The organism is Acidipropionibacterium jensenii DSM 20535, from assembly GCF_000425285.1.
In the GTDB taxonomy this organism is placed as follows: Bacteria; Actinomycetota; Actinomycetes; order Propionibacteriales; family Propionibacteriaceae; genus Acidipropionibacterium; species Acidipropionibacterium jensenii.
Genome location: NZ_AUDD01000044.1, coordinates 1 through 9,188, shown reverse-complemented (window position 1 = coordinate 9,188; position 9,188 = coordinate 1). Strand labels below are relative to the sequence as shown.

At 67.0% G+C, this 9,188-nt stretch carries 11 protein-coding genes; 7 read left to right on the top strand and 4 right to left on the bottom strand.

All coding sequences use genetic code 11. The annotated features are described in order from the left end of the window. The coding region (locus tag H590_RS0113375) for an integrase core domain-containing protein (protein ID WP_028703913.1) at positions 1 to 317 on the top strand (317 nt) is incomplete at its 5' end. A 31-nt stretch (positions 318 to 348) separates the two neighbouring features. Here H590_RS0113375 and H590_RS0113370 read toward each other — a convergent pair. Next, positions 349 to 1,095, bottom strand: a complete 747-nt coding sequence (locus H590_RS0113370; protein ID WP_232021013.1) for a helix-turn-helix transcriptional regulator — start codon at positions 1,093 to 1,095, stop codon at positions 349 to 351. A gap of 406 nt (positions 1,096 to 1,501) precedes the next feature. On the opposite strand from H590_RS0113370, the gene H590_RS16890 reads away from it, so the two are divergent. From H590_RS16890 to H590_RS0113355, 3 genes are all read left to right on the top strand, one after another. Next, on the top strand, positions 1,502 to 2,527 hold the full coding sequence (locus tag H590_RS16890; protein WP_232021010.1) for a fatty acid desaturase family protein: 1,026 nt from the start codon (positions 1,502 to 1,504) through the stop codon (positions 2,525 to 2,527). A gap of 287 nt (positions 2,528 to 2,814) precedes the next feature. Next, entirely contained in the window at positions 2,815 to 3,093 is a 279-nt protein-coding gene (locus tag H590_RS0113360; protein WP_027587249.1) for a response regulator transcription factor, read from the top strand. After that, a complete protein-coding gene (locus H590_RS0113355) occupies positions 3,090 to 4,439 on the top strand; it encodes a protoporphyrinogen/coproporphyrinogen oxidase (protein WP_028703911.1) in 1,350 nt (449 codons plus the stop codon). Before H590_RS0113360 ends, H590_RS0113355 begins: the two co-directional genes overlap by 4 nt. Positions 4,440 to 4,479: 40 nt before the next feature. On the opposite strand, the gene H590_RS0113350 is transcribed toward H590_RS0113355, so the two are convergent. The 3 genes from H590_RS0113350 to H590_RS0113340 all read right to left on the bottom strand — a co-directional run bounded on the left by H590_RS0113350 (position 4,480) and on the right by H590_RS0113340 (position 7,003). Further along, the gene (locus H590_RS0113350; protein WP_028703910.1) at positions 4,480 to 5,682 is read right to left on the bottom strand and encodes an NAD(P)/FAD-dependent oxidoreductase; all 1,203 of its coding nucleotides are present in this window, start codon (positions 5,680 to 5,682) and stop codon (positions 4,480 to 4,482) included. Positions 5,683 to 5,763: 81 nt separating this feature from the next. Further along, complete coding sequence (locus H590_RS0113345; protein ID WP_027587246.1) at positions 5,764 to 6,663, bottom strand: SDR family oxidoreductase; 900 nt, start codon at positions 6,661 to 6,663, stop codon at positions 5,764 to 5,766. Between the two features lie 82 nt (positions 6,664 to 6,745). Then, positions 6,746 to 7,003 carry a hypothetical protein gene (locus tag H590_RS0113340; protein WP_028703909.1) on the bottom strand — a complete coding sequence of 86 codons (258 nt, stop codon included), beginning with the start codon at positions 7,001 to 7,003 and terminating at the stop codon, positions 6,746 to 6,748. 372 nt (positions 7,004 to 7,375) lie between these two features. On the opposite strand from H590_RS0113340, the gene H590_RS0113335 reads away from it, so the two are divergent. From H590_RS0113335 to H590_RS18135, 3 genes are all read left to right on the top strand, one after another. Beyond that, complete coding sequence (locus tag H590_RS0113335; RefSeq protein ID WP_028703908.1) at positions 7,376 to 7,867, top strand: transporter substrate-binding domain-containing protein; 492 nt, start codon at positions 7,376 to 7,378, stop codon at positions 7,865 to 7,867. Then, the gene (locus tag H590_RS0113330) at positions 7,864 to 8,865 is read left to right on the top strand and encodes a cation diffusion facilitator family transporter (RefSeq protein WP_028703907.1); all 1,002 of its coding nucleotides are present in this window, start codon (positions 7,864 to 7,866) and stop codon (positions 8,863 to 8,865) included. The genes H590_RS0113335 and H590_RS0113330 overlap by 4 nt, the downstream gene beginning before the upstream one ends. Positions 8,866 to 8,962: 97 nt before the next feature. Continuing rightward, the coding region (locus H590_RS18135; protein ID WP_154655337.1) for a helix-turn-helix domain-containing protein at positions 8,963 to 9,188 on the top strand (226 nt) is incomplete at its 3' end.

Below are 9,188 nucleotides of genomic sequence, written 5' to 3'. Positions count from 1 at the left end.
TGGGCGTCACAGTCACCGCGGTGATGACCGACAACGGTTCCTGCTACCGGTCAGGCGCCTTCGCTGACGCGCTCGGCGACGAGGTGAAGCACAAGTGGACCCGGCCATACCGGCCGCAGACCAACGGCAAGGTCGAGCGGTTCAACCGGACCCTCGCCGTCGAGTGGGCCTACGCGAAGCCCTACGCCAGCGAAGCCGAGCGCGCCGCAGCCTACGAGACCTGGCTCCATCACTACAATCACCACAGACCCCACACCGGGATCGGCGGCCAGACTCCCTCAGCCCGCGTTCACAACGTCACGGGGAAGTACACCTAGGCAGGTCCGCGACGGCTGACCGAGAGCGGCGTCAGCCGGTGGTCTGCTCGGAACTGGAGGTGGTTGTCGGTGACATGCCATGTCCGACCCCCCACAGGATCGCCTGGCTACGCCGTGAGACGCCGATCTTGCGGTAGGCGTTGCGGATGTAGGTCTTCACCGAGTTGATCGTCAGATAGCAGGACGTGGCGATGTCCTCATTGGTGGCCCCCTGGCAGATCAGGGCCAGCATCTCGGCCTCACGGGCCGACAGTCCGTAACTCTGGCCTGGCCAGGCGTGATACTGGGTGTCGCTGCCGGTGGGTTCCAGTTCCATCACCCGCTCGCCCTGATGGATCCGGACCAGCGCATCGCCGAGCTGACGGTCGTCCAAGGCCTTGGAGAGGTACCCGCAGACCCCCATCCGGAAGGTGAGGCTCACTCTCTCGGGGTCCAGATTTCCGCTGTAGACCACGATCTTGCCGCACTTAGGGTCTCGCAGCAGAGCCCCCAGCTCGGAATCGTCATCCCGCCTGGCGAAGGCGTCGAACAGGACGATGTCGACCGGCGACGAGGGGGTCGCCAGGGAGAGCGACTCGACGACCTGGAATCGGTGGTCCCTTCCGAGCATCTCGGCCAGACCGTGCGCAATGACCGGGTAGTCGTTGGCCACGGCGACCGAGATGAGTACCTGGGCGCTCATTGCTGAGATCTCCTTGCGGTTGCCGGCGGTGCGCCGGTGATGGCGGGTGTCGGGAGTGCTGTCGGCCGTCGGCGGCCCCCGAGGAGGACCGGCCATCACCGCTGCGCGACTGCCGGGGCGAGGATTCAGCCCCGGGAGCGGTCAGTTCGCACGCCCCGATTCTGGAGGGATTGTACCGCTGGGCTGAACCGGCCGTGCCAACCGGGAGGGTCCCGGATCCGGAGCCGGGGATTACTTACGAAGTTCTTAATATGACACATCTTGGGCGATGGGATGGCGACGTAAAATAAATAGAGGTGGTCAGGACTGGCGACCTTCGCTTCACTTTCGAAGGAGAGGTCCCATGTCAGACACTCCACTTGCGGTTTCCGGAATTCATCCTGTTGAGGATGTCAAGAATATTGGGAATGGCCGTGCTGGGCCCCGCGACGGCGGGTCGCACCGCACCGGCCGAGTCCCCGGAAAGGCCCGTCGGCAACGGGCCACGACGGAGTTCTCCCAGTTGAGCTCCCAGATGCAGGAGGCGGGCCTGATGGGCCGCCGACGCGGGTACTACTGGGTGCGATTCGCGCTGCTCACGGTCGTGCTCAGCGGACTCGTGGCAGTGTTCATCCAGATCGGCAACTCGTGGTGGCAGCTGTGCACGGCGGCGGTCTTCGCCCTGGTCTTCACCCAGATCGCCTTCCTCGGCCATGACGCGGCCCACCGGCAGATCTTCCAGTCCGGGAGGTGGAACAACTGGGCCAGCCTGGTGATCAGCAATCTGTACGTCGGCATGAGCGTCGGCTGGTGGAACAACAAGCACAATCGCCACCACGGCAACCCCAATCGCGTCGGCCACGACCCGGACATCCAGATTCCGGTGGTCCGGACCGACTCGCTGCGGGCCCTGCGCAGCCGCAGCGCGGTGGCGAGGTGGGTCCTGGCTCATCAGAGTGTCGGCTTCACCCCATTCCTGCTGTTCCAGGGGCTCATCCTCCATGTGCAGAGCCTCAAGCGGTTGTTCGGCCGTGGCCCCGTCCAGCACCGCAGCGTGGAGATCAGCATGATCCTGGTTCGCCTCGTCGGCTTCACCGGCCTGGTGTTCCTGGTCCTCTCACCGGGCCGCGCACTGGCATTCCTCGGGCTCCAACTCGCGGTGTTCGGGTTCTATCTCGGCACCGTCTTCGCCGTCAATCATATGGGGATGCCGCTCGTCCCGAAGGACGTGAAACTCGATTTCTTCCGGCGTCAGACTCTCACCGCCCGTGATATTCGCGGGGGCCGACTCGCGGCTTTTCTGATGGGTGGTCTCAACTATCAGATCGAGCACCACCTGTTCCCCTCGATGGCCCGTCCCAATCTGCGCAGGGCGGCACAGGTCATCAAGAGGTTCTGCGATGAGCACGACGTGCGCTACACCAGGACCGGTCTGGCCGAGGCGCTGCGGAGCGTCACCGCCTACATCGACAGCGTGGGGCTGGGCCATCAGGATCCCTTCGAGTGTCCCCTCATCGCAGTGCGACGTTCGGGCGCGCCGATCGGATGATGCCGTCGCCACGGCCGGGTACCCGGCCGTGGCGGTCCCGGTCGGTGATCGGCTGGTTGTAGCCTGGGCCGCGTGAACCCGCACGGGGGACGCGGGCGATTGATCCGAGGACATTCACACGACGGCACAGGGTGCCACCCAAGAGCATTGCCACGGGGTTGTCACCGCTGTTCCATCACGAATTCCATCGAGGGAATTCTCCGCCGCGTTGAGTTTGCGGCACCCAAGGGTAGCGTCGGAGAAGTTGGGCGATCCGTTCAGTGAGTCGATACAGAGAGGAACGAGCCATGGCCACCATTACTGAGCCTGTATTCCGATCGCAGGAAGAGGGGCCCGAGCTGTCGGCTCGGGAGGCACAGATGCTCGCGCTGATCTGCGAGGGCGCCACCAACGACGAGATCGCCTCGATCTGCTACCTCACCATCAATTCCGTGAAGACCTATATTCGCAATGCGTATCGCAAGATCGGGGTCGGCCGCAGGAGCCAGGCCATCGTGTGGGGCTCGCGGCACGGCATGGTGAGGTCGGCGGCGCAGTACCGATCGCAGCCGGACCTCGCGCAATGACCAGTTCCGAGAAGATCGTCGTGGTGGGCGGCGGATGCGCCGGCCTGTCGGCCGCAGACACCCTGCAACGAGCCGGGCTCGATTACGTGCTGCTGGAAGCCGGTGACCGGGTCGGTGGCCGGGTCGGGAATCGCACGAACGGCAGTTCCACCTGGGCCATCGGCGCGACGATGACCGAGCCGCAGTGGGAGACCACCGGCCAGTATCTGCGTGAACTCGGGATCCTCGACGAGGTCCGCAAGGTCCGCACCCAGTGCTTCGGGATGTGGGACGGTCAGCGCACCTGGTACCTCACCCTGGGACGCGGAATGCGCCCGGCCCAGCTGTGGCACTTCCTGCGAGGTGCGTTACCGCTCTCGGTCTACCTCCAGGCGATCCGCTTCGGGGCGACCGTGCTGCCCCACCTGGTGAAGGCCGGGCCCGCCTCGCGCAAGTACGACCTCAGTTGGCTCTCACGTCTCCAAGCCACCACCACGGCGCAGTTCGGCCGACGACACGGCGGCCCGGAGTTCACCGACCGGATCCTCGGGCCCTTCCTGGCGACGATGGTGCTCGGTCGCACCACCGATGTCAGCATCGCCCTGCCACTGGCCACCCTGGCACTGATGAGAGGCATGCGAACCCTTGAGGGCGGCATGGCGTCGATCACCGATGCGCTCCACGATCGGGTGCAGGACCACGTACGGCTCTCGACGCCGGTGGAGGAGATCGTGGTGGAGAACGGGGCTGTCACGGGTGTACGCACTCCCGAAGGAGTCGTTGCGGCGAGCGCCGTCATCTGCGCCACCGATGCCCAGGTGGCACGAAGGATCATCCCTGCGCTGCCCGGGCGGATGGCCGATGACCTGTCGGCGTGTAGTTACACCTCCACCTACAACTACGTATTCGGGCTCGAGCGCCGAGTCGTGCCCGACGACTTCGTCTCGCTGATGATTCCCGAGAGCGAGGACTCCATCCTGGTCCGGGCCTTCGACGAGAACTGCGGTGCCTTCGGGCAGCGCGGCCCGCGGGGCAGCGGTCTGATGCACGCCTTCACCGCCGGTTGGCACGACGACACCCTGGTCGCCATGGACGAGCCGACCCGCCGGCGGGCCGTGATCTCCGAGATGCAGCGATTCTTCCCGGAGTTCCCCGACGAACCGGCATTCACCGACGTGATCCGCTGGGACCGGGCGCTGTGCCAGCAGTCACCGGAACAGCTCGAGGCGATGACCGATCTGCGAGGTCATCTCGACGATGTGGAAGGGCTGCATCTGGCCGGGGAGTACCTCTTCGTCAACTCCACCACCGAGGGAGCGCTGCGCACCGGGCGGCGTGCCGCCGAGCAGGTCATCTCCAGGCGCTGAGCCCGGGACCGACCGGGCACAGCGCCGCTGTCCGGCGGCCTCACCGCCGGACAGCAGACTCCAGGTCGGCCGGACTCTCGATCCGTCGAGTCAGCAACGATCTGGCGGCGTCGAGTCCGTCGGCGATCTGCCACAGCAGCACCCCGACCGTCCGGCCGTCACGAATGTAGGCGACGACGCGTCCGCCGTCGCGCATTGTGGTCGTGAGAGTCTCCAGGGAGGGGTCCAGCTTCCCGATCGCCTGCCAGTCGATGCCCAGCACCCGGGAGTAGATGTACGGGGTGTAGTCGTAGGGCTCGGGGTCGCCGGCCATCGCGCGCCCGGCGGCTCGGCCCATCGTCTGGGCGTTGTCGACGTGCTCCACCCGGGTGGGTCCCAGAACGGCGTCGCGGTAACGGGCGATGTCGCCGGCGGCCCAGATCGACGGGTCGGACGTCCTGAGGTGAGCATCGACGATGATTCCGTCGTCGACACTCAGCCCGGCCTCGCGCGCCATGTCGAGGTCGGGCACCGCTCCCAGACCGGCCACTGCGGCATCGGCGGTGATCTCGCGGCCGTCGTCGAGGACAGCTGTCACGCCCACCTGCAGACCGTCCTCGCAGGGGCCGCTGCGTCGCACCTGGCGGACCCGGTGGCCGGTGATGAGACGGACTCCGGCGTCGGCGAACTCCTGGTGGTACTCCTGGCAGATGTCGGCGGGGAACATCGTGTCTCCCAGCATCTGACCCGGCAGCACGAGGGTGACCCGCCGGCCGTGGCCGACCAGGGCCGCGGCGAGCTCCGCGCCGATGTACCCGCCACCGATCACCAGGAAGCTGTCACGGTACAGCGACAGACTCATCAGCCGGCGGTAGTCCTCGGCGCTGCGGTAGTAGATCACCGTTCCGGACTCGGCGTCGGGCAGCGTCCTGGGGACGAGCCCGGTGGCCAGCAGCAGGCGCTGGTAGCCGATCGTCTCGCCCGCGGCGGTGACGATTTGCTGGTCAGTCCGGAGAATTCGTGTCACTCTGGTCTGGAGTTGCAGGTCGGCGCCGGTGGCCTGCTGGGTGTCCAGTAGGGCGCGGTGCCAGGGGAAGTGCACGTCGGTCCACAGCCTCTTGCTCAGCGCCGGCCGCGCGTAGGGAGGATCGATGTCCGCGCTGAGGATTCCCAGTGCCCCCGCGACGTCGAGCTCCCTGATGCCCCGTGCAGCTGCGTCCGCGGCCATCCCGCCGCCCACGATCAGGTAGTCGTAGTGTCTCATCTGCTCTCCTTGACGGCGGTTCCGGCGGAACCGGTGATGGCTGGTCGGGGCGGTCGGCGATCCCCGTCGGCCGCCGTCGGGTCAGGGCGTCGGGCTGCCGCCGTTGACGTTGAGGGTCTCGCCGACCACGTAGCTCGACTCGGCAGAGGTGAGGAAGACATAGGCGGGTGCCAGCTCGGTGGGCTGGCCGGCCCTGCCCAGGGGGGTGTTCTGACCGAAGGAGGGCAGCGCCTCGGTGGGCTGGCCCGCCGATACCTGGAGCGGTGTCCAGATCGGGCCGGGAGCCACTGCGTTGACCCTGATCCCCTGCGGGGCCAGCTGCTGGGCAAGCCCCTTGGTGAAGTTGTTGATGGCCGCCTTGGTGGAGGCGTAGTCGAGGAGGTGCGAGCTCGGCTGGTAGGCCTGGATCGACGTCGTGTTGACGATCGTGGAACCGGGGACCAGGTGGGGCAGCGCGGCCCGTGCGATACGGAACTGGGCCAGGATGTTCACCTCATAGGTGGCGGTGAGCTGGTCGTCGGTGAGGTCCTCCAGATGCTCCACGAAGATCTGTTTGCCGGCATTGTTGACCAGCGCGTCCAACCCTCCGAGCTCCGATGCCGCCTTCTCCACCAGATCCGAGCAGAAGGTGGCCTCGGCGAGGTCGCCGGGGATTGTGACGGCACGCCTTCCAGCCCCCTTGATGAGCTCGGCGACCCGCAGCGCGTCCTCCTCCTCGGCCGGCAGGTAGGAGATCGCGACATCGGCTCCCTCCCGTGAGAAGGCGATGGCGACGGCCGCCCCGATCCCGGAGTCGGCGCCGGTGATGAGGGCCTTGCGGCCCTCCAGTCGGCCGGTGCCCCGATAGCTCTGCTCGCCACGGTCGGCGGGAGGGTCCAGCTGCAGGTCCAGCCCGGGCTCCTGCTGTGACTGCTCGGGCGGTGAGATGGACGGGTAACGGGTGACCGGGTTCTGGAAGGTGAGCTGGGTCTCATCAGTCATGTGCTGGCCTTTCTCGAAGGAGCGTGCCCGAAGGTCTTTCCCGACCTCCGGGCACGCAATTGGAACGCAGGGTTAACAGGGATCAGTTGCCGTCGTGGCTGTGCTTGCCACCCTCGACCTTCGCCGCGTGGGGCTGAGCCTCGGCTCCCTGCCGGCCGGCCTCGCTGGGGTCGGCGGCATTCTTCTGTCCGAACCTGCCGGTGCTCTGCTGAGCGGCCTCGCTGGGGTCGGCTGCATTCTTCTCACCGAACTTTCCGGTGCTCTGCTCGCCGCCCTTACGGGCCTGCTCCTCGGTGTCCGAGCGATTGCCGAACTGGCCTGAGTTGTTCTTGTCAGCCATGGTGTACTCCTCTCCGTGCTTCTCCTCCCAACGGGATATGTCATCTCATTGGGGGTCCAACCACTCCACGAGATGTGGCATCCACCGCGAATTCCTCGGTCGTGTGCCACTGGCGGGCGAAACGCGGACGGTCATTGTTCCGCGACGTTCTCGTCGAGATATCAACTAGGATACGCAGGCCAGGGTCTGACGGCCTCACCCATAGGGGTGAGAGGTCGCGCATCGACCGCGCAGGGCACTCAGTGAATTTCCTGGCTATCGCGCACGCGAGGTCGCGGATCGGGCCGGTGAAGCACGGTGTTGACGACTTCCTGGTGAACGGGAGTTCCGGTACTGTGCGACGATCCGGGGATGGAGTAGCGAGGGGCGAGGATGACGCGACGATGGGCGCAGCGAGCGGCGATCGCCCTGCTCGCCTCAGTGGTCCTGGTGGTCGGGGCCGGCTGCGGGGCCCAGTACCCCCGCGACACCCATGGCTCGCTGCGCGCGGCCACCGGTGGCAGCCTGCGAGTGGGTGTCTCTGCCAACCCGCCGTGGACCGAGGTGGGCGCCGATGGCGAGGTGGGCGGTTCGGAGGCACGGCTCGTGGAGAGTTACGCCGCCAGCATCGGCGCCACGGTGCGGTGGCGGGTCGGCGCCGAGAGCGTGCTGGCCGAGGAGATCGACTGGGGTCAGCTCGATGTCGTGATCGGCGGCCTCACCGCGAGCTCGCCGTGGACCGAGAAGATGGCCTTCACCAGGCCCTATGCCACCGTGCAGAGCCCGAACGGCGACTCCGTGAAGCTGGTGATGGCGACCCGGCCGGGAGAGAATGCCCTGCTCGTCTCGCTGGAACGGTTCCTGGCGCATCAGGACCGGCGATGACGGCCGGCTCTCGCGGCACCGGTGACGGACGCGAACTCCCCGAGCCGCTCCAGCGCACCCTGCGGGCTGCGATCCGGCTGGAATGGCTGACAGTGGCCTCTCAGCTGGTGATCGCTGTGCTGGTGGGCGTGGTCTCGGGCCAGTCCCAGGCGATGAAGGTGGCCTGGATCGACGATGCGCTGTCCCTGCTGCCGCCGGCCGCGTTCCTGGTCGCCAGCCACCGGATCCGCAGGAGTCCCAGCGCCGACCACCCCTACGGCTTCCACCGCTCCATCGGCGTGGCCCATCTGGTCGCCGCCACGGCGCTGCTCGCGATGGGAGGCTATCTGGCGGTCGACTCGCTGATCAGCCTGGTGACGGTGGAACGGCCGCCGATCGGCATCGTGGTGATCGGCGGCCACGCGCTGTGGGCCGGCTGGCTGATGGTCGTCGTGATGGCTGTCACCAATGTCTCGCCGATCGTGCTCGGACACTTCAAGATGAAACTCGCCGAGCCGCTGCACGACAAGGTGCTCTACGCGGACGCGGCGATGAGCCGGGCCAACTGGACCTCGGCTCTGGCCACCATCGTCGGCGTGCTGGGAGTCGGTCTGGGCTGGTGGTGGGCCGATGCCACGGCCGCCGTCGTGGTGTCTGCGGGGATCGTGCGTGACGGGGTGTCGAACCTGCGTTCGGCGATCGGGGGGCTCACCGACCGGCGGGCGCGCACCTTCGACGACGCCCGCCCGCATCCGCTGCTGCGACGGATCGACGACGTGGCTGCAAGCCAGCCGTGGGTGGACGCCGTGAGAAGCCGGGTCCGTGACGAGGGGCATCTGTTCCACGTCGAGGTCTTCGTGGTGCCGACAGATCCTCGGCAGCTCTCGGTGCAGCGGTGCGCCGATCTGGTCGAGACGCTGCGGGGTCTGGACTGGAAGATCCACGACGTCGTCGTCGCACCGCTGCCCGCGCTACCGGAGCACCAGGCCTTCCCGCCGGAGGAGGCGGAGCCGGCCTAGCTGTACTTCCCCGGGAGGTTGTGAACGGGTGAGGTAGCGAAGACCTCCGGGCAGGATGTGGGTTACCACACTCACTCTCCTGACCACGGAGGTCTTCGTGACTCACGCTAACGCACCCTTGACACCGGAAGGGCGTCGTCGTCTTGCTGTTCTCGTCGTGGAACAGGGCTGGTCGTTGCGGCGGGCGGCGGAACGGTTCCAGTGCTCGCCCGCGACGGTGAAGCGGTGGGCCGACAGGTACCGGGCAGGGCTGCCGTTGATCGACCGTAGTTCGAGGCCCACCTCGTCACCGAACCGGCTTTCGCGTAAGACGGAGCATCGGA